The sequence below is a fragment of the Nonomuraea sp. NPDC049421 genome, from assembly GCF_040677005.1.
Taxonomy (GTDB): domain Bacteria; phylum Actinomycetota; class Actinomycetes; order Streptosporangiales; family Streptosporangiaceae; genus Nonomuraea; species Nonomuraea salmonea.
Genome location: NZ_JBFAQA010000021.1, coordinates 82,264 through 102,968, shown reverse-complemented (window position 1 = coordinate 102,968; position 20,705 = coordinate 82,264). Strand labels below are relative to the sequence as shown.

Here is a 20,705-nt window from a genome sequence, read left to right as displayed (position 1 = left end):
GTTCCGGCCGTGGCGGGGTGGTGCTAGGGGTTGTGGCGCAGGCCGTGGCGGCGGTGGCGCTCGGCGACGAGGCATGGGACACGGCCGTGGCCGGGCTGCCGCTCACGGCGGCCTGGACGGCGGGGTTCGCCCTCGTCATCGGGGCGCTCGCGGGACGACGCCCGCCCGGCTCGGCCACGGTGGCCGGTCTGGTGGCCGTCGGGCTGCTACAGGCCGTGCACCGGAGCAAGGCCGTGCAGGCGTAGCAGGTTCTCCCCCAGGATCTTGCGCTTGGCCTGGTCGGTGAGCTGCGGGTAGCCGTACCCCGCGCACAGGTCCTGCGGGATCTGGAAGTCCCTGAACGCGCGCAGCGCCCACTGCGGGTGGAAGATCGGCGCCTCCGAGCCGTAGATGATCTTGTCCTCGCCGCACCAGAAGAGCAGCTTGCCGAGGATCTCGGCGAACATCCTCGGCGCCCGCACGATGAAGTTGATCGTGGCCGCGAGGTCGGCGTACAGGTTGGGGTAACGGATGAGCTGCCAGCAGGTCTCGTCCAGGAACGGCAGGCCGACGTGGAAGATGACGAAGTTGATGTCGGGGAAGTTGGCGGCGGCGCCGTCCATGTCCCACGTCTGGGTGTGCTCGATCGGCTGCGGCCCCAGCGGGACGCCCTTGTGCACGCCGATCAGGTTGACGCCGAGGTCGCGGGCCTTCTCGAAGATGGGGAAGGCCACCCGGGGGTCGTCCATCCGCCACGGGTACGGCGAGCCGTAGTCGTAGCGGACGTTGTAGAGCTTGAACGCCCGCGCGTTGTACTCCCCCACCTGGCGTTCCATCAGGTCCAGCGCCTTGCGGCCCTCCAACGGGTTGACCGAGCCCCAGAAGACGACCCGATCGGGGTCGCGGGCGGCCAGCTCGGCGCACTCCTGCCAGGGCGACAGGCCGTCGTGGTAGAGGTCGGTGAGCGGCAGCGGCATGGCCACGAGCATGTCGGTGTCGGACTCGTCGAAGACCATGCGGTGGATGTCGTCGATCGTCCACTGCCGCAGGAACTCCTCGGGCGGCAGCTTGGGCTCGCCCTCCGGGGTGAGGGTGGTGTGGAAGGCGTACAAGTGGTTGGAGAACATCCGGCCCGGGTCGCCGAAGGCGTTCTTGGGCTCGAAGTTGAAGACGTGCGCCACGCTGTCGAACACGAAGAAGTCGTCGATCACCGTCGTTCCCTTCTCGCGATGTAGGCGGCTTTGTCGGGCACCTGCGCGGGGTCGGGCAGGAAGCGCAGCAGCCGGTCCGCCCTCGGGGAGAGCCGCTCCGTCGTCCACACCTCGTCCCAGACGATCTCCACCTCGGCCTCGCGGACGCCCGGCTGCTCCTCGATGCGCTCGCGCACCTCCGACAGCACGCGGGCGGCGAACGGGCACCAGCCCGACGTCAGCAGCAGCTCCACCCTGGCCAGGCCGTCGCGCACCTCGACGGATCTGACGAGGCCCATCTCCACGACGGAGATGCCCTTCTCCCGGCAGCACGGGTCGTAGACCCCCGACAGCGCCTCACTGGCCCACTGCGGTATCTCCGGCATGGCCTCATCGTCGGACGGGTGTGCCGCCTGGGGTAGGCGTCCGATTTTCAGATAGCGCACATGCTGTAGGGATGACCGATGAACCGAGCGATCTGATACGCAGCGTCTCCCGTGCCCTTCGCGTCCTGGAGGAGGTCTCGCGCGCCGACCGGCCGCTGTCGGTCAAGGTCATCGCACGGCGGTGCGGGCTCAACCTGTCGACCTCCTACCACCTCGTCCGCACCCTGTGCTACGAGGGCTACCTGTACCGCTGCCCGGACGGCGACTACCTGCCGGGCAGCCAGGTCGCCGAGCGGTTCCACGAGATGATCGACGCCTTCGACCGCCCGCCCCGCGCCTCGGTCGTGCTGCGCCACCTGTCGGCGGTGACGGGGCACACCGCGTACCTCGCGCAGCTGCTCGGCGGCCGGTTGATCGTGCTGGACGTCGCCGAGGGGCCGCGCTCCCCCTGGCTCGAGGACCTGCAGGCGGGCCTGGACACCGCGCCGCACGCCACCGCGCTCGGCAAGGCGCTGCTGCTCTCGCTCCCGCAGCGGACGCGGCGTGACATATTGACCGAGTACGGCCTGCGCCGCTTCACCTCCTCCACCCCCGCCAGCGTGGAGGACGTCGAGGAGGAGCTGGCGGGCTTATCCCCGGGGCAGGTGGTGGAGGAGCACGGGCAGTTCAGGGACGAGGTGGCCTGCGCGGGCGCGGTGGTGCCCGGCACGTCGTGGGCCATCGGCATCTCCGCCCACGGCCTGACCGTCCCCGCCCGCGCCCGCGCCCGCCTGGAGGAGGCCGTCGGCGACCTGACGTGAGAGGAACGGCATGAAGGTGATCCTGTTCGGGGCGACCGGCATGATCGGGCGCGGCGTGCTCAGGGAGTGCCTGGCCGATGAGCGGGTGACGGCCGTGCTGGCGGTCGGCCGCGCCCCCACCGGGGTCACGCACCCGAAGCTGCGTGAGGTGAGGCATGCGGCGCTCGACGACCTGAGTCCGATCGAGGACGAGTTGCGCGGCCACGACGCCTGCTTCTTCTGCCTCGGGGTGTCGTCGGCGGGCATGCGGGAGCCCGGCTACCGCCGGGTCACCTACGACTTCGCGCTGGCGGCCGGGCGGACGCTGGCCAGGCTCAGCCCGGGATCGACCTTCGTCTACGTCTCGGGCATGGGCACCGACGCCGGCGGGCGGGCCATGTGGGCCCGGGTGAAGGGCGAGACCGAGAACGCGCTGCTGGCGCTGCCGCTGGAGGCGTACATGTTCCGGCCGGGCTACATCCAGCCGGTGCACGGGGTGACCTCGCGCACCGCGCTCTACCGGTGGGCGTACATGGTGACCAGGCCGCTCTACCCGATCCTGCGGCGGCTGTTCGCCGCGCAGGTGACCACGACGGAGCGGATCGGCCAGGCGATGATCGCGGTGGCCGAGCGCGGGGCGCCGAAGCGGATACTCGGACCCGCGGACATCAACGCCCTCTGAACGGATGATGGAATAACCCGGCGTGCTCTGGCGCTACCGTAGTCGTCAAATATTCAACAGTCATGGATGGTGACTAAAGTGCAGTTCGGCATCTTCAGCGTGGGTGACGTCACCACCGACCCCACCACCGGCAGGACCCCCTCGGAGCACGAGCGGATCAAGGCGATGGTGGCGATCGCGCTCAAGGCGGAGGAGGTGGGTCTCGACGTCTTCGCGACCGGCGAGCACCACAACCCGCCCTTCGTGCCGTCCTCGCCCACCACCATGCTGGGCTACATCGCGGCCAGGACCGAGCGCCTGCAGCTGTCCACGGCCACGACGCTGATCACGACCAACGACCCCGTGAAGATCGCCGAAGACTTCGCCATGCTGCAGCACCTCTCCGGCGGCCGGGTGGACCTGATGCTGGGGCGCGGCAACACGGGGCCCGTCTACCCGTGGTTCGGGCAGGACATCAGGCAGGGCATCCCGCTGGCCATCGAGAACTACGCGCTGCTGCACCGGCTGTGGCGCGAGGACGTCGTCGACTGGGAGGGCCGCTTCCGTACGCCGCTGCAGGGCTTCACCAGCACCCCGCGCCCGCTCGACGGCGTGCCGCCGTTCGTGTGGCACGGCTCGATCCGCAGCCCCGAGATCGCCGAGCAGGCCGCCTACTACGGCGACGGCTTCTTCGCCAACAACATCTTCTGGCCGAAGGAGCACTTCATGCGCCTGATCAGCCTCTACCGCCAGCGCTACGCCCACTACGGCCACGGCACGCCCGAGCAGGCCGTCGTGGGGCTCGGCGGGCAGGTGTTCATGCGCAAGAACTCCCAGGACGCGGTACGCGAGTTCCGCCCCTACTTCGACAACGCCCCCGTCTACGGCCACGGCCCCTCGCTGGAGGAGTTCATGGCCGAGACGCCGCTCACCGTGGGCAGCCCGCAGCAGGTCATCGACAGCACGCTCGAGTTCAGGGAGTTCTTCGGCGACTACCAGCGCCAGCTCTTCCTCATGGACCACGCGGGCCTGCCGCTGAAGACCGTGCTGGAGCAGCTCGACATCCTCGGTGAGGAGGTCGTGCCGGTGCTGCGCAAGGAGTTCGCCAAGGACCGCCCCGCCGAGGTGCCCGGCGCGCCCACGCACGCGTCGCTGCTGGCGGCGCGGGACGCGTCGGCTCCCGTCGGCGCCTGACCCGCCTTCCTTCGCTGTGAAAGGAGACCTCTCCTCATGAAGCTCGTCGTCGTCACGGCGGGATTGACCCAGCCCTCCTCCACCCGCCTGCTCGGCGACCGCCTGGGCGAGGCGGTCGCGCGGCGGGCGGAAGCCGCCGAGGTCGAGACCGTGGAGCTGCGCGACCTCGCCGTGGACATCGCCAACGCCTTCGTCACCGGCTTCCCCAACGGCCGGCTGCGCGCGGCCATCGAGACCGTGACGGCGGCGGACGCGCTCATCGCGGTCACGCCGATCTTCAGCGGGTCCTACAGCGGGCTGTTCAAGTCGTTCTTCGACGTGATCGACAACACCGCGCTGACCGGCAAGCCGGTGCTGATCGCGGCCACCGGCGGCACCGCCCGGCACTCGCTGGCGCTGGAGCACGCGCTGCGGCCGCTGTTCGCGTACCTGCGGGCCGTGGTCGTGCCGACCGCCGTGTACGCGGCCTCCGAGGACTGGGGCGGCGGCAGGGACGCCTTCACCGACGGGCTGGGCGAGCGCATCGAGCGCGCCGCCGAGGAGCTGGCCGCGCTGCTGCCGCACCGCGTGTCCCGGCGGGCCGAGCCCGAGGCGGTCGTGCCGTTCGAGCAGCAGCTCGCGGCGCTGCGCCCGGGCGAACCCGACTAGCGGGTGAACGCCCCGGGGCGGTGCCCCGGGGCGGATGATCAGCGCTTGACCGAGACGACGTCGTACTTCGTGTCGGGGGTCGGGGTCGTGCTGAAGCGGGCGTTGGGGAGGTAGAGGCGGGGGCCGCGGGCGGCGACCGTCGTGGGCACGTCGAACTTGCGGTGGGTGATGCGCTTGACGAGCGTGCCCGATTCGCCGTCACGGGACAGCCTGATCACCGCGATCCGGTTGTCCCTGTTCTGGACGGCGTACAGGGTGCGGCCCTCCAGCAGCAGGCCGTCGCCGTTGGTCAGGTTCGTGCCGCGCAGCCTGACCTCGTCGGTGAACCCGGAGCGCGGGTTGACCTCGAAGAGCTTGCCGGTGTTCGACTGGACGACGAGCAGCGAGCGGCCGTCGGGGCTGGCGACGATGCCGTTGGCGTTGATGCCCTCGCCGTACTTGATGTCTCCTCTGAGCCGGATCTTGACGGCCTTGGCGGGCAGCCTGCCGCGGCGGCCGAGGTCCAGCTTGTACAGGACGGGGTTGCTGGAGTCGGTGAAGTAGGCGGCCCGGCCGACGATGATCACGTCGTTGACGAACGACGTGCCGGTGGCGAGCCGGTACGACTTGAGCACCCTTCCGGTGCGCAGGTCGATCACCCGGGCGTCGCCCGCGTTGCCGCCCGCCACGAACAGCCGCCCGCGGCCGTCGGTCTCCAGGCCGAGCGACGGCGTGCCGGGACCCTTGCTGATCACCCTCCCCCTGCCGGTACGCAGGTCGGCGCGGTAGATGTCGCCGGTGGCGCGCGAGCCGAAGTAGGCGTGGCCGCCGGCGATCGCGATGCCCTCCGGCTGGAAGCCATTGGGCAGGGGGAACGTGTCGGTTCTCGTCGTCGCCTGCGCGGGGCCGTGGAGCGTGGCGCCGAGCAGGACCGCGGCGAGTGCGCTGAGTGCGGTCTTCTGGATCGCGGATCTCATGCGCCCACGATGCCCGCGGGATCTTCTGCGGCAAAGACCCGTTCGCGGCTTCTCAGATACTTCTCAGATTGTCCGCCCCATGGGTGATGCTTCATGGGTCCTGCGGCGGGCGGGCCCGGCGAGTAGGTTGGGACAGAGCCAAGCAAACGGGGTAGATCATGACAAATAGTGCCCGTCACGCTCTGGGAGTGCTCGCCGGGCTGCTCCTGCCCGCCCTGCTCGCCGCCGGCCTCTGGTACGGCGTGGGCGAGCTGTCCGTCACCGCCCAGCGGGAGCTGCGCGTCTCCTGGGTCGCCCTCGGGGTGCTGGCCGTCTCGGGGATCCTCCTCGCCTTCCTGGCCGGCTCGCGGCTGTCGCCCGTCGCCTCGCTGCTCGGCGGGCTGGCGTACACGGGGCTGGGTGTGCTGCCGTTCGCCGAGATCAGCACGGGGACGCGGCTGCTGCCCGACGCGTTGCTGCCGTCCACGCTGCAGAGCGGGTTCATGACCTTGACGTACTCGGGGCTGCAGTTCCTGCTCGGCGTGGCGCTGCTGGTCGTGTCGGCGTTCCCGTCGCGGTGGCGGGGGCGGGCGCGGGCCGTGGACCCGTACGAGGGGCAGTGGCAGCCGGGGCCCTCTCCGTACCTGCCGCCGCCCGCCGGGCGGCCCGAGGACGCCACGCGACCGATGTACCGCGAGTGAACCTGCCCGGGCCTGACAGAATGCCGCCATGCGCGACACGACGATCGACGACTTCCTGAGCCGGCTGGCCGACCGGGTGCCCGCACCCGGCGGCGGCGCCACGGCGGCCCTGCACGCGGCCCAGGGCGCCGCGCTGCTCGGCATGGTGGCCCGCTACACCACGGGCGAGAAGTACGCCGCCCACGCCGAGACCGTCGGCGCCGTGATCGCCGAGACCGACACGTTGCGGGCGCGGGCGCTGCGGCTGGCCGAGGAGGACGCGGCCGCCTTTACCGCCGTCACCGACGCGTACCGGCTGCCCAAGGGCGAGGAGCGCACCGCCACCATCGCCAGGGCCCTGGCCGGGGCTGCCGAGCCGCCCGCCCGCGTCATCGAGGCCGCCGCGCGCGTGGTCGAGCTGTGCGAGCTGCTGCTGCCGATCTGCAACCGCAACGTCCTCAGCGACGTGGCCGCCGCGGCGGACGCGGCCCGCGCCGCCCTCAGCACGGGCCGCGTCAACGTCGAGATCAACCTCGGCGGCATCAAGGACGAGCGGGTACGCGAGGAGCTGAACATCCGCATGTCCGGTGTCGACGCCGCCGTCGCCAGGGCAGACTGGGTGACCGCCGAGGTGCGCGAACAGATCAAGCCGTGAGATCGGACGCCGGCATCGGCCTGGGAGCAGAAAGCGAGCTGAGCGGTGATCGCGACGGCGCGTGAGGACAGGTGGCGGGTCCGGTGGGGGCACCCGTCCGACAGCAGGGGGCAGGACGACCGTTGAAGACGCTGACCGGCAAGGACCTGGCGGCCGCGATCAGGGCGCAGACGCAGGCGGAGGCCACGGCGGGGGTGCAGCCGCGGCTGGCCGTCGTGGTGGCCACCGCCGACGAGGCGAGCCTGTGGTACGTCCGCTCGATCGCCAAGGCGGCGGCCGGCGTCGGCATCGCCTGTGACGTCGTCGACCTCGGCCCCGAGGCCGCCCCCGACCAGATCGCCGAGACGCTGGCCAGGCTCTCCGCCGCGCCCGACGTCCACGGCGTCATGCTCCAGACCCCGCTGCCCCCGGGCGCGTCGGCGCAGCGGCTGGCCGCCGCCATCGACCCGCGCAAAGACGTCGACGGCGCCAACCCGCTCTCGCTCGGCCGGCTGGCCGCCGGGCTGCCCGCGTTCCCGCCCGCCACGGCGGCCGCCGTGATGGCGCTGCTCGACCACTACGAGGTGCCGCTGGAGGGGCGGCGGGCCGTGGTGGTCGGCCGCTCGACCGTGGTCGGCAAGCCGCTCGCCCACCTGCTGCTCGACCGGCACGCCACGGTCACCGTCGCCCACTCGCGCACCCGCGACCTCGCCTCGGTCACCGCGCGGGCCGAGGTGCTGGTCGCCGCCGCCGGACGCGCCGGCCTGATCGGCCGCGACCACGTGGCCCCCGGCGCCGTGGTCATCGACGTCGGCACCAACCCCACCGACGACGGCGGCCTCACGGGCGACGTCGACGCCACCGCCGTCGCGGACGTGGCCGCCGCCCTCACCCCGGTGCCCGGCGGCGTCGGCCCGGTCACCACCGCCCTCCTCCTCCGCCACACCGCCAGGGCCGCCAACCTCCCGTGACCTCCCCCGAACCACGCTCAGCCCCGCCCACCTGGCGAAGGACCGCGCCCGTGCCCACCCGGCGGAGCCCTGCGCCCGTCTCCGCGCCCGTTCTCGCGCGCTCGGCGGGGGACCGTGCCTGCGACCGGTGCCCCGCTTGTGCGGTGAGGGGTCCTTCGTTGAGCTGCTCCCTTGCTCAGATCGTCCACCAGCCTTGATCGTTCATCTTTCCTATCTCGTGGAGGCCGGCGTTGCCTGACGTGCTCATCATCCAGAACAGCAGGAGCGGCGGTCCCGGCCGGCTGGGCGACTGGCTGGCCGAGTCCGGGTTGCGGCCTGACGTCGTGCTCGCCCACGAGGGGGCCGCGTTGCCCGAGCGGTTGCGGCATGATGCCCTGATCATGCTCGGCGGCGGCTATCTCCCGAGCGAGGACCACCGCGCGCCCTGGTTGCGGGACGCCCGCCGGCTCATGGGGCAGGCGCTGGCCGATGAGGTGCCGGTGTTCGGCATCTGCCTGGGCGGGCAGATGCTGGCCGAGGTGGCGGGCGGCGAGGTGACCGGCGACACCGGCCTGCCCGAGAACGGCAGCCTCCCCGTCACCATCAGGGCAGAGGCCGCCGCCGACCCGCTGTTCCACGGCCTGCCGCCCGTCGTGCCCGCCATCGAGCACCACAAGGACGCCGTCACCCGGCTTCCCGACGGCGCCGTCCACCTCGCCGAGACCGAGCGCTGCCCGTACCAGGCGTTCCGGGTGGGTGAGCGGGCGTGGGGGGTGCAGTTCCATCCGGAGGTGATGCCGGCGCGCATACGTCAGTGGGAGGTCGACGGGTTCGACCCCGACGAGGTCTATGCGCGGGCCGTGGCCGACGAGCCGGTGTCCACGCCGGTCTGGCGGCAGGTGGCCGGCCGTTTCGCCGCCCTGGCCACCGCACCCGGGCCGGGCGAGCGGCGCCGCCCGGTCAGCGGAGCGCGTCCGTGATGGCGCTCACGGCGGCCTGCCAGATCGGGGCCGTGGGTGCGATGACGTCGAAGTGCCCGCCGGGCGACTCCAGGTACGTCACGTCGTCCCCCGCCGCCCTGGCCGCCACGGCGTAGCGGCGGGAGAAGTCGACCAGGTCCAGATCGTCCTCGGCCCCCTGGACGATGAGCTGCGGCACGCCCAGCGGCACGCGCCGCAGGGGCGACGACTCCGCGTACCGGCCGGCCCGCGCAGGCCCCGGCGGCCGGCCGAGCGACGGGTGGCCCAGGGCGGCGGCGACCGCGCCGGCGCTGAGCCAGCGGCGGTCGCCTGCTTCGAGGTCGAGTACGCCCGCCAGCGACACGGCCAGCGACACGCGGGCCCCGTCCGCCGCCGCCCGCAAGGCGAGTTGCCCTCCTGCCGAATGGCCGGCGACGGCCACCCTGCTCAGGTCCAGCCCCGCCGCACCGGTGGCGCCCGTGTCGTGGAGGGTGGACAGGGCGGTGGCGATGTCGCTCGTCGTGGCGTCCCAGCCGTGCAGGTCGGGGCGGCGGTACTCGATGTTCCACACGGCGAAGCCGCGTCCGAGGAGGTCGGCGCAGAGGGGCTCCATCAGGTCGGCGGCCCAGATCGAACGCCAGTAGCCGCCGTGGATCAGCGCCACCACAGGAAGGCCGGTCCCGGTGGTGGTCCACGGCTCCCGCGCCCCGCCACGTCCGTCCTCATGGCGGCGCGTTTCCGGCACGTACAGATCGGCCCACTGGTCGGGCTCGGTGCCGTAGGTGACGCGTCTGATGCCGGGGTATCGCATGCGGTGCACAGCGTGCCGGATGCCCCACGCCAGCCCCTGGACGCCGCGCCCGTGAACACGCCGCACGCCCTCCCCGGAGTCCGTGCGTTCGAGGTCCACCCAGACGGCCACCGGTGGGGTCGTCACCTGGCCGGTGGGTCGATCGAGGACCACGGCGGCCTCGCACGTCCCGAGCAGGACCTGCAGGTGGGTGGGGTCTTCGGCGAACGCGACGGCCCCCGTCACACCCTGGGCCGCGAACTCGCGATCGGCGATCTCCCTGAGCAGCCGGGTGTCCGCCACCACCCCGGGACCGACCACGACCAGGACCTCGCTCATGATCCCCGACCTTACAGAACGGGATAGCTTGGGCGGGTGCATGTGGAGCAGCTTCACCCCTGGCCGTCGAGCGTTCACGAGGCCGAGGCCCTTCAGGATCGGCTCAGGTCCAGGGTCGAGCTGGACGGGCCGTCCACGTTCGAGCTGATCGCGGGGCTCGACGTGCACTATCGAGGCGACGCGGTGACGGCGGCCGTGGTCGTGCTGGACGCGGGCACGCTGGAGCCGGTGGAGCAGGTCGTGGCGCACGGGGAGACGGCGTTCCCGTACGTGCCGGGGCTGTTCGCCTTCCGCGAGCTGCCCGCGCTCGTGACGGCGCTCGAACGGCTCAGGACCACGCCCGACCTGCTCGTCTGCGACGGGTACGGCCTCGCGCACCCGCGCGGTTTCGGCCTGGCGTGTCACCTGGGCGTGCTGACCGGGCTGCCGTCACTCGGAGTGGGCAAGACGCCGTTCGTCGGCACGCACGAGCCGCCCGGAGACGAGCGCGGCTCGTGGACGCCCATCGTCCACGAGGGCGCGACGGTGGGCCGCGCCCTGCGCACCCAGCGGGGCGTCAAGCCGGTGTACGTCTCCCAGGGCCACCGCATCTCGCTGGACGTCGCCACCGAGCAGGTCCTGCGCCTGGCGGCCCGCTACCGCCTGCCGGAGCCGATCCGCCACGCCGACCACCTCGCCAGACACCCGTAACGGTCGCCTGGCCCGGCCCCCGCGCGGGCCGGGCGGCCGATCCCCCGGCCCGCGGGTCAGCGGCGCCAGGCCCAGACGAGCAGCCAGACGCTGAGCCCGAAGAGCCCCATCCCGAGCGGTACGTGCGCCGCCACCGCCCCCGACCCGCCCAGCATCGACTGGACGAACCCGAGCAGCAGCACCGCCGCGCCCACCACCGCCGGCCACCCGGCGCCCCGCCCCGGCCGCCACAGCAGCACGGCGACGACGAGCTGCACCAGCCCGAGCAGGTGCACCGCGCTCGCCCCCATGCCGTGCGGGCCCGCCGCTCCCCCGCTCATGAGCTGCCCGGCCGTCACCGCCTGGAGCAGCACGGCCAGCGTGTTGAGCACGGTGACGACCTTGAACGTGGTGGCGTATCCGGTCTTGCCGGCGACCTCGGTGACCACTCGACTTCTCCCTCTGACCGCTCTGGACGAAGGTCTTCAGCATGTCGGCGGGAGATCGGGCGGGCATCCGCCGTACGTCGCGGTCCTGTCTACGCCCGCTGATGTATCAGCCGCTGTCATGTGCGGCGGTGCTCACCTGACGAGGCCAGCGGCGGCAGGATCGCCTGGGCGTCCGCGCCGCCGAACCACAGGCCGATCACGAACGCGGCCGTCGCCTCCAGCAGCATCGACCGGTCGAGGCCGCCGCCGTCCACGGGGGTGCAGCCGAGGGCGGTGACCAGCGTACGGGCGGCGTCCAGCGCCTCCTGGTCGTCGCCGCACAGGGGCACCGCCAGCGGACGGCCGTCGAACACCGGCGGGGTCATCCGCCACACGTCCACGTTGCACAGGTTGAACGCCTTCACCACGTGGCCGCCGGTGACGTCGGCGATCAGGCGGGCGATGGGGCGGGTGGGGTCGTAGGCGAAGATGTCGGCGGTGTTGACGACGTCGATGAGCGGCTTGCCGCGCAGGGACGTACCGGTGGCTCTGAGCGTGTCGAGCAGCCCCGCCTCCCGAACCGCCACCACGACGACCTCACCGAACGCGGCCGCCGCCGCGAACGACCCACCCCGCACCTCCCCCGGCGCGGCGGTGAGGGCGGCGGTCATGGTCTTCGCGCGTGTGGCGCCGCTCGACTCGTCCCGGCCACTGACCATCACCTCGTGTCCGGCACGTGCCCATTGCGTGCCCAGGGCGTCCGCCATGCCGCCCGCGCCCAGGATCCCGATCCTCATATGTCCCGCCTTCCAGTCATAAGTCCCCCGATGTGGGGCTTTACCGTGATAGGAGGACACTAGAAAGCTCGTCACACACCATTCGGTGCCTAACGGAGGCCGCTGTTGTTCCTCGCCGACTGCCAGGCCAGGCTGGCCTTCGACCTGCTGGGCAACACGTGGAACGCGGTCGTGCTGTGGGCGCTGCGGCACGGCCCGCGCCGGCCGGGAGAGCTGCGGGACACGATCGGCGGCATCAGCACCAAGGTGCTGACCGAGACGCTGCGCCGCCTCGAGTACAACGGCCTGGTGACCCGTCACGCGTACGCCGAGGCACCGCCCAGGGTCGAGTACGAGCTCACCGCGCTCGGCCGCTCCCTGCTGCCCCCGATCGCGGCGTTCGGCGAATGGGCCTTCGACCACGCCGACGAGGTGCTGGACGCGCAGGACAGGATGGACGGCACCCGTTTTCCCTGAGTTCACTTAGACGCAGTGTTACTGAATAACTACTCTGGGTAGCTAGTTGGAGGTTGTTCCTCACCAACTCCCAGGAGGTTCCATGTACGTCGCTTTGCGCAGGGCAGCCGTCGCCGCCGTCGCCGCCGGTGGTCTCACGCTGCTGGCCGCACCCGCGTCGCACGCCGTCGTCGATCCCGCCCTCGTGCTCGGCTGCGTCTCCACCGCCACCGACCTCACCACGCTGATCGACCCCTCGGCTCCCGGACTGCCGGCCGAGCTGCCCCTGACGGGCTGCCTCGCGCCCTGACGCGACACAGGTAAGGGACCACCTCTCGACACGGTACGGACGGCGCCCCCATGCCGCCCGGTCCCAGCCATCGAAGCGCAGCAGCAAGGAGTTCCGTTGAAGGCACGAGTCCTGCTCGCCGTCGCCGCTCTGGCGATGGCGTCCGGCACGCCCCCTATCGTCCTCGACACTCTCGGCTCGTTGGATCCCCCACTCATTGAGATGCAGACCTTCGTCCAGCACATCAACATCCTGACGTCGTAGTGCGTCTCGCGCAGGTGCCCGTGACCGACACGCCGGCCGGGCCGGCGTCCCCGCTCCGGCGTGTCGGTTACGTCATGTTCCTCAGCCGATGGATCCAGGTGCCGCTCTACCTCGGGCTGATCGTGGCCCAGGTCGTGTACGTGTGGCGCTTCATGGCGGAGCTGGTCCATCTGGTCCACCTGGGCTTCGGCGGCACGCCGGCGGAGACCACCGTGATGCTGATCGTCCTCGGGCTCGTGGACGTCGTGATGATCTCGAACCTGCTCATCATGGTCATCATCGGCGGCTACGAGACGTTCGTCTCCCGATTGCGCATCGAAGGACATCCCGACCAGCCGCAATGGCTCTCGCACGTGAACGCCAACGTGCTGAAGGTCAAGCTGGCGATGGCGATCATCGGCATCTCCTCCATCCACCTCCTCCAGATATTCATCAACGCGGCACGTCCCGAAATCACCGACAGGGAGCTCATATGGAAGACGCTGATCCACCTGACCTTCGTGGTCTCGGCCCTGGCGCTCGCCATGATCGACCGCATCATGGCGGGCGGGCGTCCCAGCCACGGCACCGGCAGCAGCGAAGACTCCGGCCAGATGCCGCAGGAGCGGATGGCTGCCTAGAGCGGCCGGACGGGGCGCGGCTCCCTGCCGCGGCCGCAGGGGCGAACGCGGCAGGAGCGAACGCGGTAGGGCCGACGGCGGCAGAAGCGACGGCGGCAAGAGCGAGGGCGGTCACCCCGGGTGGGCGGCGGGTCGCTCGGCTGGGGGGTGCGGCCGGGATCGCGGTCGTGGCGATGGCGCTGCTCGGCGGCCCCGCCGACGCCGTGCAGCCGCCCCCGGCGCAGCCGGCCGCGAACGCCGCCGAACCCGCGCAGCCCGCAGAACCGCAGCCCCCCGAACCCGCGCAGCCCGCCGAACCCGCACAGCCGGCCGAGGCCGCGCAGCCCGCCGAACCGGCGGAGCCCCCTGAGGCGGCCGAGGCGCCGCCCAAGAGCGGCGGGTCCCTGATCGGCGACGTCATCATCTTCAATGACGAGATCGTCGAGCCGGTGTCGCTGCCCGTGACGACCTGTGGCGGGCTGGTGCCGCTGCTCAGCAAGGCACCCGGGTCCTGCCCGGGCGCTTCGCGGGTGTCGGACGACGACGCCTGAAGAGGGACGCGTGGGGACGTACGTGCCCGCCCTCCGCACGGGCGGGCACGCCTCACCCCGTCACCGTCACGAACTCTCGTGACCGAGACCACCGTCACGAACTTCCGTGACCGAGACTCAGGGGCTCAGGGGAAGAGCGCCTCCAGGGCGGCGGCGACGCCGTCCTCGTCGTTCGACAGCGTGCGGTGCCGGGCCGCCGCCAGCACGAGCGGGTGCGCGTTGGCCATCGCGTAGCCCGCGCCCGCGTACATGAGGACGGCCAGGTCGTTGGGCATGTCGCCGAACGCCACCACCTCCCCGGCGTCGATCCCCCGCTCCTGGCAGATCCGGTCCAGCGTGGCCGCCTTCGTCACCCCGGCCGCGCTGATCTCCAGCAGCCCCTCCACTCCCGAGTACGTGACCTCCGCCAGGTCACCGATGGCGTCGGCCACAGCGGCGTACATGTCGTCCGCCGTGTGCGCGGCCGACATGGCGAGCAGCTTGACGATGGGCTGGCCGGCGTCGAACACCGAGACGACCTCCCGGTAGAAGGCCATGTCCGCCTCGATCCGCCGGGTGTAGGCGGACTCGGCCAGCACGTTCCTGCCCGTCTCGACGGCCAGGCCGACGCCGGGCAGCACCTGGGCCAGGGTCTCGGCGACCTCGCGGGCCGCCGACGGGGTGAGCGGGCTGCTGTGGGTGATCTCGTCGGTGGCGACGTCGTACACGATGGCGCCGTTGCTGCAGATGGCGGTCCCGTCCACGCCGGTCCGCGCGGCGATCTCCCTGACGCCGCGCGGGGCCCGCGCGGTGACGAAGACGATCTCGGCGCCGGCGGCACGGGCCGCGCGCAACGCCTGCCTGGTACGCGGACTGACGGTGCCGTCCGACGTGAGGAGGGTGCCGTCGAGGTCGGTGGCCACGATGCGCGGGAACGGTGCGGGAGTCACGAACGTGATTATCCCGACTTCTATCCCTAGATCACCTGCTCGGCATTGTTATGGTACGCACGTGTCCTCGAACACGCCCCCGCCCGACGGCTCATCCTGGGCGAGCCCCTCCGGGGACCCCCCGGCCCCGAACGCGCCGCCAGGAAACCTGCCGCATGCGAACACGCCGCCCGGGCACACGCCGTCCGGAAACCTGCCATATGCGGACGCCCCGTCCGGACACCCGCCGTCCGGACACACGCCCTTCGTGGACGCGCCGTCCGGGCACATGCCGTCCGGGGATACCCCGTCCGGGCACACGCCGTTCGCGGACGCGGCCGCATTCCCGCCGCCGCCCCGGCCCTCCTGGCTCGCGGCGGACCGGCCGGCCGATCGGCTGGCATCGGTGTTCCGGTTCGCCGTCGAGCTGGTGGCCTGGGTGGCCGTCCCGTGGGCGCTGGCCGGGTATTCGCTCCCGCTGGCCGTGCTCTCCATGGTGCTGCTGATCGGGTTGCCGACGTTCTTCTCCACCCCTGGCGACAAGCGGCACGTGGTCGTGGCGGTGCCGGGGTTCGTGACGATCGGGCTGGTCCTTCTGCAGGTGGTTGCTGCCGTGGCGGCGGCGTGGACGGTGTGGCACGCCGTGGCGGCCGCGGTGGTCACGGTGCTGGCGGTGGTGACGGTGGTGCTGGAGTTGCCGCGCTGGCGGTGGCTGCTGTCCCGCGCACCCAGACCCCGCTGACCCAGGCCCGCCCCACTGACCCAGGGCCCGCTGACCCAGGGCCGCCCCGCTAACCCAGGCTCCGCTGGCCTGGGCCCCGCAGCCGGCGGCCGGCCGGAGCCTCGGCCTCCCGCCGGATTCAGATGCGCATCTCCGATGGAAGGAGGCCGGCGGCGTCGGAGAGTTCCAGGCCGAGGAGGCGGCCGGAGTCGCCGTAGTCGAGGACCACTCCCTCGGCGGCGACCTGACGAACCACCTCACCTGGCACTATTTCGTTCTTCATCGCGATATAGGCGATGTTCCGTTCGTCGTCCATGGTGACGTACACCGTCTGGGCCCGCTGACCGCCCGGCACGCCCTCCCACGACAGCAGCCCCTCCTTGGCCTCGTGCGAGCCCGCCAGCGCCGCCCGAACCATGACCATCGCCCGCTCGACCGCCTCCAGCGAGTCGAGCCCCGTCACCTTCCGCTCGTGCTCCCATCCCTCCAGCCCGTCGATCCGGTACGGGCACGACCACTCGCCGGTGGGCTCCTCGTACGGCAGGCCGATGGTGACGACGACGTCACGCGGCGGATCGGTACGCAACGCCAGCACCCGTTGGGCGATCTCGTACATGTCTGCTGATCTACCCATTGGGCCGCGCGCGGAAGACTCGGTTAGGCAACGCCGGGCCCCGTGCCTTATCGTCGCCGGAGAACCATTCGTGCCACGCCGCCCAGGGGCCGCCACCGTCGCGGCCGTGAGGAAGCCTCCTTGACATCCTCCCCCTCGTGAACGAGGGGGGTTCCCACGGTCGCCCGTGAGGGTTCCTGCTTCACAGCCGGTCGCCTGTCCGAGAGGACTCTCGTTGGGGTCTTACACCCGCTCCACAGGCGTTTCAGCTCTCCGCCGGCCCGGCGGCGAGCACGTTCCTGGCCGCGTTGACGTCGCGGTCGTGGACCGCGCCGCAGGCGCATGCCCATTCGCGGATGTTCAGCGGCATCTTCTTTTGCAGGGCTCCGCACTGCGAGCACAGCTTGGAGGAGGGGAACCAGCGGTCAACCGCCACCACAGTCCGCCCGTACCATCGTGCCTTGTACTCCAGCATGGAGCGCAGTTCCCGCCAGCTCGCATCCGAGATGGCGCGGGCCAGGCTGCGGTTGCGGACCATGGTGCGGACGGTCAGGTCTTCCACGGCGATCACTTGATTATCGCGAACAAGCCGTGTCGTGACCTTGTGCAGGTGATCTCTTCTGCGGTCGGCGATCCGCGCGTACACCCCGGCGACCCTGGCCCGGGCCTTGGCCCGGTTGTTCGACCCCTTCTCCTTACGGGCCAGAGCCCGCTGAGCCTTGGCCAGCTCGCGCCGATCCGCGCGCTCATACTTGGGATTGACGATCTTCTCGCCGGTCGAGAGCGTCACCAGCGCGGCGACGCCCGCATCCACACCGACGCTCCGCCCGGCAGGCGCAAGCGGGCTGATCTTCTCCTCGACCAGGAGGGACACGAACCAGCGCCCCGCGCCGTCGCGGGACACGGTGACCGTGGACAGCTGCGCCCCCTCCGGCAGCGGACGCGACCACACGATATCGAGCGGCGTGTCCATCTTGGCCAGCGTCAAGGTTCCGTCCCGCCAGCGGAACGCCGAGCGGGTGTACTCCGCCGACGCCCGGGACCTCTTGCGGGACTTGAACGTGGGGTATCTGGCGCGCCTGGCGAAGAAGTTCGCGAACGCCGCCTGAAGATGCCGCAACGCCTGCTGAAGAGGGACCGACGACACCTCCGACAGGAAGTCGAACTCGCCGCTGCGCTTTCACTCCGTCAGCCGCGCAGAAGACTCCACGTAGGAGACACGGCGGCCTTCCAGCCGATAGGCGCGGGTGCGCTCCTCGAGCGCCTTGTTGTAGACGAGACGGACGCAACCGAACGTCCGGGCAAGCTCCAAGGCTTGCTCGGGGGTCGGGTGGAAGCGGTACTTGTAGGCCCGCTTCACGATCTGCGCCACAACCCACAACCTACCGCCGATCAACAACAGATCGCATGCGTGTTCGATGAATACGGTTCGCCTGACGGCGAACCGGCTGCCCCTGTCCCGCTCCGCAGGGGTCCGATTCCTCCCCCGCCTGAAGGCGGGGGCTTCCACGGAGGTATCTGATGAACGAGTCGTTCGGGACCCGCCTTCGCGCCAGGCTCGACGCGTACGGGCCGCTCTGTGTCGGCATCGATCCCAGCCCCGCGCTGCTGCACGCCTGGGAGCTCGACGACGCGCCGGCCGGGATCGAGCGGTTCAGCCGCACGGTCGTCGAGTCCGTCGCCGACGTCGCCGCCGTCGTCAAGCCGCAGTCGGCCTTCTTCGAGCGCTGGGGCAGCCGCGGCATCGCGGTGCTGGAGCGCACCATCGCCGACCTGCGCGAGGCGGGCACGCTGGTGCTGCTCGACGCCAAGCGCGGCGACGTCGGCAGCACCATGACCGCCTACGCGGAGGCCTACCTCGACCGGGGCAGCCCGCTCGCGGCCGACGCGGTGACGCTGAGCCCGTATCAGGGGTTCGGGTCGCTGGAGGGCGCGATCACGTCGGCGGCGGCCAACGACGCGGCCGTGTTCGTGGTGACGCGCACCTCCAACCCCGAGTCGGCGGACTTCCAGCGGCCGGTGGCCGGGCAGGTGCTGGCGGGCGCGGTGGCGGCGAACGCGGGGCACTCGCCGTTCGGGCCGGTCGGCCTGGTCATCGGGGCGACGCTGCGGCGGCTCGACCTGCCGCTCGACGACCTCAACGGCCCCATTCTGGCGCCGGGGATGGGCGTCCAGGGGGCGACGCCGGCCGACGTGGCGCGGCTGTTCGGGCCGGTACGCCACGCCGTCGTGCCGTCCGTCTCCCGTGCCGTGCTCGCCGACCCGAAGCGGCTGCGCGCCCGCGTGCTGCGCTACCGCGACGAATGCGCCGCCCACCTGTCACCTCAGACCGCCGCTCACCTTTGAACGGCGACTCCCTCGGGGCCGCTCAGACCTGAACGGCGACCCCTCGGGGCCGCTCAGACCTAAACGGCGACTCCCCCGGGGCCGCTTAGACCTGAACGGCTGTCGCCTCGCGGGCCCGCGCGACCGCGGCCATGACGGCGTGCACCGACGCCGTCAGCACCGAGGTGTCCTGGGCCGCACCCCAGCGGGTGACGCCGCCCGCGCGCACCTCGACGTACGCGATGGCCCTGCCTCCCCTGCCGGGGTCGAGCGCGTGCTCGGCGTAGTGCAGGATGTCCACCTCCGTGCCGCCGGCGGCGAGCGCCGCCGTGAGCGCGGCCAGCGGGCCGTTGCCGGTGCCGTGCAGGCGGCGCCCGCCGGGCAGCGTCCCCTCGAACACGTGCACCCCGGGAGCCGTCTCCACCGTCTTCCACTCCACCGGCGCGGCGCTCTCGCCCGGCGCGACGTAGGTGGCGTGGAACAGCTCCCACAGCTGCTCGGCGGTGATCTCCTCGCCGCTGCCGTCGGTGGCCCGCTGCACGACCGATGAGAAGTCGATCTGCAGGCGGCGCGGCAGTTCCAGGCCGTAGCGGGTGTGCAGCAGGTACGCGACGCCGCCCTTGCCCGACTGGCTGTTGACGCGGATGACCGCCTGGTAGTCGCGGCCCACGTCGGCGGGGTCGATCGGCAGGTACGGCACCTCCCACGGCGCCCGCTCGGGCGGCAGGCCCAGGTCGGCGGCCCGCTTGGCGTGGTGGGCCAGGCCCTTGTTGATGGCGTCCTGGTGGGTGCCGGAGAAGGCGGTGTAGACGAGGTCGCCCACGTAGGGGTGGCGGTCGGGCACCGGCAGCCTGTTGCAGTGCTCGACCACCCGGCGCACCTCGTCGATGTCCGACAGGTCCACCATCGGGTCGACGCCCTGGGAGTGCAGGTTGAGGGCCAGCGTCACCAGGTCCACGTTGCCGGTGCGCTCGCCGTTGCCGAACAGGCAGCCCTCCACCCGCTGCGCCCCCGCCAGCACGGCCAGCTCGGCGCAGGCCACGCCGGTGCCGCGGTCGTTGTGCGGGTGCACCGACAGGATCACCGCATCCCTGCGGTCGAGGTGGCGGTGCATGTACTCGATCTGGTCGGCGTACACGTTGGGCGTCGCCACCTCGACCGTCGCCGGCAGGTTGTGGATCACCGGGCGGTCGGGCGAGGCGTCCCACAGGGCCGTCAGGCCGTTGCAGACCTCCAGCACGTAGTCCGGCTCGGTGAGGTTGAACACCTCCGGCGAGAACTGGAAGCGGATGTCGCGCTCGCCCGCCAGGCGGGCGACGTGCTCGGCGGCGTCCCTGATCAGGGCGTGCAGCCCCGCCCTGTCATGGCCGAGCACGACCTCGCGCCAGGTCGGGGCGGTGGCCGTGTAGAGGTGCACGACCACACGGGACATGCCCTCGATCGCGGCGAACGTCCGCTCGATCAGGTCGCGCCTCGCCGCCGTGAACACCACCACGCTCACGTCGTCCGGCACGACCTCCGGGGTGGCCAGGTGGCGGACGAAGTCGAAGTCGGTCTGGCTGGCCGAGGGGTAGCCGACCTCGATCTCCTTGTAGCCCATCGTGGTGAGCAGGTCGAACATGCGGCGCTTGCGCGCCGGGTCCATCGGCTCGGCCAGGGCCTGGTTGCCGTCGCGCAGGTCCACCGGGACCCACAGGGGCGCCTCGGTGATGCGCCGCGCGGGCCAGGCGCGGTCCGCCGCCGGCACCTCGACGCGGTCGTGGGCGGGGCGGTAGCGGTGGTACGGCATCGCACTCGGGCGCTGCCGGTTCCAGTCGTACATCTCTCTTTGTCCTTCGGTCGCTCTTCGGGGGACCGGCGGGCACCCTGACCACCGCGGCGGGGTGCCGGTCCGGTCAGGCCCCGCCGCGGCGGCCGAGAAGCAGCAGACCGTACGACGACATGCGGACTAGACTAACCACATCACGGGTCCTCAGACAACC

26 protein-coding genes and 1 pseudogene are annotated in these 20,705 nt (G+C 71.7%); 17 read left to right on the top strand and 10 right to left on the bottom strand.

Annotation, left to right across the window (positions count from 1 at the left end; translation table 11 throughout):
* Nucleotides 1–17 precede the first annotated feature (17 nt).
* Nucleotides 18–245: a hypothetical protein gene (locus tag AB0K18_RS31470; RefSeq protein WP_364921465.1), complete on the top strand. Its 228-nt coding sequence runs from the start codon at nucleotides 18–20 to the stop codon at nucleotides 243–245.
* Here the strand turns inward: AB0K18_RS31470 and AB0K18_RS31465 are convergent.
* Nucleotides 207–1,190: an amidohydrolase family protein gene (locus tag AB0K18_RS31465; RefSeq protein WP_364921462.1), complete on the bottom strand. Its 984-nt coding sequence runs from the start codon at nucleotides 1,188–1,190 to the stop codon at nucleotides 207–209. The genes AB0K18_RS31470 and AB0K18_RS31465 overlap by 39 nt on opposite strands.
* Nucleotides 1,187–1,555: a metal-sulfur cluster assembly factor gene (locus tag AB0K18_RS31460; protein ID WP_364921460.1), complete on the bottom strand. Its 369-nt coding sequence runs from the start codon at nucleotides 1,553–1,555 to the stop codon at nucleotides 1,187–1,189. Before AB0K18_RS31460 ends, AB0K18_RS31465 begins: the two co-directional genes overlap by 4 nt.
* A 71-nt stretch (nucleotides 1,556–1,626) precedes the next feature.
* On the opposite strand from AB0K18_RS31460, the gene AB0K18_RS31455 reads away from it, so the two are divergent.
* From AB0K18_RS31455 to AB0K18_RS31440, 4 genes are all read left to right on the top strand, one after another.
* Nucleotides 1,627–2,355 (top strand): helix-turn-helix domain-containing protein, encoded by a 729-nt coding sequence (locus tag AB0K18_RS31455; protein ID WP_364921458.1) that lies wholly within the window; start codon nucleotides 1,627–1,629, stop codon nucleotides 2,353–2,355.
* 10 nt (nucleotides 2,356–2,365) lie between these two features.
* Nucleotides 2,366–3,016, top strand: a complete 651-nt coding sequence (locus AB0K18_RS31450) for an NAD(P)H-binding protein (RefSeq protein WP_364921456.1) — start codon at nucleotides 2,366–2,368, stop codon at nucleotides 3,014–3,016.
* Nucleotides 3,017–3,094: 78 nt separating this feature from the next.
* A complete protein-coding gene (locus AB0K18_RS31445; protein ID WP_364921453.1) occupies nucleotides 3,095–4,189 on the top strand; it encodes an LLM class flavin-dependent oxidoreductase in 1,095 nt (364 codons plus the stop codon).
* A gap of 36 nt (nucleotides 4,190–4,225) precedes the next feature.
* Nucleotides 4,226–4,837 carry an FMN reductase gene (locus AB0K18_RS31440; RefSeq protein WP_364921450.1) on the top strand — a complete coding sequence of 204 codons (612 nt, stop codon included), beginning with the start codon at nucleotides 4,226–4,228 and terminating at the stop codon, nucleotides 4,835–4,837.
* Nucleotides 4,838–4,875: 38 nt separating this feature from the next.
* Here the strand turns inward: AB0K18_RS31440 and AB0K18_RS31435 are convergent, their stop codons facing one another.
* Entirely contained in the window at nucleotides 4,876–5,793 is a 918-nt protein-coding gene (locus AB0K18_RS31435; RefSeq protein ID WP_364921447.1) for a superoxide dismutase, read from the bottom strand.
* 158 nt (nucleotides 5,794–5,951) lie between these two features.
* Between AB0K18_RS31435 and AB0K18_RS31430 the strand changes: the two genes are divergently transcribed.
* From AB0K18_RS31430 to AB0K18_RS31415, 4 genes are all read left to right on the top strand, one after another.
* A complete protein-coding gene (locus AB0K18_RS31430) occupies nucleotides 5,952–6,473 on the top strand; it encodes a hypothetical protein (RefSeq protein WP_364921445.1) in 522 nt (173 codons plus the stop codon).
* A gap of 28 nt (nucleotides 6,474–6,501) precedes the next feature.
* A complete protein-coding gene (locus AB0K18_RS31425) occupies nucleotides 6,502–7,107 on the top strand; it encodes a cyclodeaminase/cyclohydrolase family protein (RefSeq protein ID WP_364921444.1) in 606 nt (201 codons plus the stop codon).
* A 122-nt stretch (nucleotides 7,108–7,229) separates the two neighbouring features.
* On the top strand, nucleotides 7,230–8,057 hold the full coding sequence (locus tag AB0K18_RS31420) for a bifunctional 5,10-methylenetetrahydrofolate dehydrogenase/5,10-methenyltetrahydrofolate cyclohydrolase (protein ID WP_364921441.1): 828 nt from the start codon (nucleotides 7,230–7,232) through the stop codon (nucleotides 8,055–8,057).
* Nucleotides 8,058–8,296: 239 nt separating this feature from the next.
* Nucleotides 8,297–9,016: a type 1 glutamine amidotransferase gene (locus AB0K18_RS31415; protein WP_364921673.1), complete on the top strand. Its 720-nt coding sequence runs from the start codon at nucleotides 8,297–8,299 to the stop codon at nucleotides 9,014–9,016.
* Here the strand turns inward: AB0K18_RS31415 and AB0K18_RS31410 are convergent.
* Entirely contained in the window at nucleotides 8,997–10,124 is a 1,128-nt protein-coding gene (locus AB0K18_RS31410) for an alpha/beta hydrolase (protein ID WP_364921439.1), read from the bottom strand. The two genes, AB0K18_RS31415 and AB0K18_RS31410, sit on opposite strands and share 20 nt — an antisense overlap.
* Before the next feature lie 36 nt (nucleotides 10,125–10,160).
* Here AB0K18_RS31410 and nfi point away from each other — a divergent pair, with 36 nt between their 5' ends.
* Entirely contained in the window at nucleotides 10,161–10,814 is a 654-nt protein-coding gene (gene nfi, locus AB0K18_RS31405) for a deoxyribonuclease V (RefSeq protein ID WP_364921437.1), read from the top strand.
* 56 nt (nucleotides 10,815–10,870) lie between these two features.
* On the opposite strand, the gene AB0K18_RS31400 is transcribed toward nfi, so the two are convergent.
* Nucleotides 10,871–11,242, bottom strand: a complete 372-nt coding sequence (locus AB0K18_RS31400) for a hypothetical protein (protein WP_364921435.1) — start codon at nucleotides 11,240–11,242, stop codon at nucleotides 10,871–10,873.
* 116 nt (nucleotides 11,243–11,358) lie between these two features.
* Nucleotides 11,359–12,018 carry an NAD(P)-binding domain-containing protein gene (locus tag AB0K18_RS31395; RefSeq protein WP_364921433.1) on the bottom strand — a complete coding sequence of 220 codons (660 nt, stop codon included), beginning with the start codon at nucleotides 12,016–12,018 and terminating at the stop codon, nucleotides 11,359–11,361.
* A 105-nt stretch (nucleotides 12,019–12,123) separates the two neighbouring features.
* Between AB0K18_RS31395 and AB0K18_RS31390 the strand changes: the two genes are divergently transcribed.
* The 5 genes from AB0K18_RS31390 to AB0K18_RS31370 all read left to right on the top strand — a co-directional run bounded on the left by AB0K18_RS31390 (nucleotide 12,124) and on the right by AB0K18_RS31370 (nucleotide 14,156).
* A complete protein-coding gene (locus AB0K18_RS31390) occupies nucleotides 12,124–12,474 on the top strand; it encodes a helix-turn-helix domain-containing protein (protein WP_364921430.1) in 351 nt (116 codons plus the stop codon).
* A gap of 82 nt (nucleotides 12,475–12,556) precedes the next feature.
* Nucleotides 12,557–12,763 carry a hypothetical protein gene (locus AB0K18_RS31385; RefSeq protein WP_364921428.1) on the top strand — a complete coding sequence of 69 codons (207 nt, stop codon included), beginning with the start codon at nucleotides 12,557–12,559 and terminating at the stop codon, nucleotides 12,761–12,763.
* Nucleotides 12,764–12,859: 96 nt separating this feature from the next.
* Nucleotides 12,860–13,006 carry a hypothetical protein gene (locus AB0K18_RS31380; RefSeq protein WP_364556050.1) on the top strand — a complete coding sequence of 49 codons (147 nt, stop codon included), beginning with the start codon at nucleotides 12,860–12,862 and terminating at the stop codon, nucleotides 13,004–13,006.
* 20 nt (nucleotides 13,007–13,026) lie between these two features.
* Nucleotides 13,027–13,626, top strand: a complete 600-nt coding sequence (locus AB0K18_RS31375; protein WP_364921425.1) for a TIGR00645 family protein — start codon at nucleotides 13,027–13,029, stop codon at nucleotides 13,624–13,626.
* A gap of 167 nt (nucleotides 13,627–13,793) precedes the next feature.
* Nucleotides 13,794–14,156 (top strand): hypothetical protein, encoded by a 363-nt coding sequence (locus AB0K18_RS31370; RefSeq protein ID WP_364921422.1) that lies wholly within the window; start codon nucleotides 13,794–13,796, stop codon nucleotides 14,154–14,156.
* Nucleotides 14,157–14,281: 125 nt separating this feature from the next.
* Here AB0K18_RS31370 and AB0K18_RS31365 read toward each other — a convergent pair whose 3' ends face one another.
* Entirely contained in the window at nucleotides 14,282–15,085 is an 804-nt protein-coding gene (locus AB0K18_RS31365; protein WP_364921420.1) for an HAD family hydrolase, read from the bottom strand.
* 268 nt (nucleotides 15,086–15,353) lie between these two features.
* Between AB0K18_RS31365 and AB0K18_RS31360 the strand changes: the two genes are divergently transcribed.
* Nucleotides 15,354–15,806, top strand: a complete 453-nt coding sequence (locus tag AB0K18_RS31360) for a hypothetical protein (protein ID WP_364921417.1) — start codon at nucleotides 15,354–15,356, stop codon at nucleotides 15,804–15,806.
* A 118-nt stretch (nucleotides 15,807–15,924) separates the two neighbouring features.
* On the opposite strand, the gene AB0K18_RS31355 is transcribed toward AB0K18_RS31360, so the two are convergent.
* Both AB0K18_RS31355 and AB0K18_RS31350 read right to left on the bottom strand, forming a co-directional pair.
* Nucleotides 15,925–16,401 carry a DUF2283 domain-containing protein gene (locus AB0K18_RS31355; protein ID WP_364921414.1) on the bottom strand — a complete coding sequence of 159 codons (477 nt, stop codon included), beginning with the start codon at nucleotides 16,399–16,401 and terminating at the stop codon, nucleotides 15,925–15,927.
* 265 nt (nucleotides 16,402–16,666) lie between these two features.
* Nucleotides 16,667–17,770, bottom strand: a pseudogene (locus tag AB0K18_RS31350) (RNA-guided endonuclease TnpB family protein); the annotation flags it as partial.
* Nucleotides 17,771–17,919: 149 nt separating this feature from the next.
* Here AB0K18_RS31350 and pyrF point away from each other — a divergent pair.
* Nucleotides 17,920–18,744 (top strand): orotidine-5'-phosphate decarboxylase, encoded by an 825-nt coding sequence (gene pyrF, locus AB0K18_RS31345; protein ID WP_364921412.1) that lies wholly within the window; start codon nucleotides 17,920–17,922, stop codon nucleotides 18,742–18,744.
* Nucleotides 18,745–18,829: 85 nt separating this feature from the next.
* Here the strand turns inward: pyrF and leuA are convergent, their stop codons facing one another.
* A complete protein-coding gene (gene leuA / locus AB0K18_RS31340) occupies nucleotides 18,830–20,545 on the bottom strand; it encodes a 2-isopropylmalate synthase (RefSeq protein WP_364921409.1) in 1,716 nt (571 codons plus the stop codon).
* Nucleotides 20,546–20,705 lie beyond the last annotated feature (160 nt).